This is a genomic window from Oleiphilus sp. HI0086 (assembly GCF_001635225.1).
In genome coordinates, this window is sequence record NZ_LWFZ01001348.1 from 1 (window position 1) to 767 (window position 767).

Genomic DNA, 767 nt, shown 5'->3' on the forward strand with positions numbered 1-767 from the left:
AACGCAATGGTGAGAGACAGTGAAGGTCGTTATGCGTCTGCAAATAACGAGTTCTGGTATGTAGATGTAGTCGAAAGCTCTGAGTCTCTAGACGCCGAGCTCAGCCTAATCAACAAACCATTGACCACGGCATTCGTAGGTCAAGCCTATCAATATCGCTTCTTCGGCGAATCCAGCTTAGGTGGCAATGTCGTAGCAAGCTTGGTTAACGCACCACAAGGTATGACCATTACGCCGAATCAGCCTTATGAGGGTGCCTACGAAATTAACTGGATGCCGGATGAAGCCGATTGTGTGCATGACGTTGAGATTGTGCTTATGGACGAATACGGAAACAGTCAGCCAGTGCATTACTCAATCGATGTTCACAATGCACCGAAGAAATTAAATCGCTTCCAATGCTCATTGGATAACGAGCTGTGCGCGGCACCATGAGGAGGGATACCATGAACTTAAGCAATCAAGAAAATTTACTGTGCACAACTAATTCAAAAGGGAATGCTGCAATGGTTTCTCATCTTTCTCCAATGATGCGTTTTATCGCACGTATCGTTTTGACCTTAATCTGTTTTGTTTGGTACAGCTCTTATGTGCACGNTGCGGTAGAGCGAATGACAAAAGAACCTGCGCAAAACCAAATTGAACACTATTATCCGCTGGGCGCTGAACTTGAAAAGCTTCGTACAAACTTGAAGCACTTACTTCGAGAAGCGAGTAAACCTTCGAGTCAAGGAAAGGCAAAGCCATCAACACAAATTGAGAATCTT

General features: G+C 44.8%; 1 protein-coding gene. It reads left to right on the plus strand.

Annotation, left to right across the window (positions count from 1 at the left end; all coding sequences use genetic code 11):
* Positions 1 to 435: hypothetical protein (locus A3756_RS28230; protein WP_197481489.1), on the plus strand; the 435-nt coding region annotated here is incomplete at its 5' end.
* Between the last annotated feature and the right edge of the window lie 332 nt (positions 436 to 767).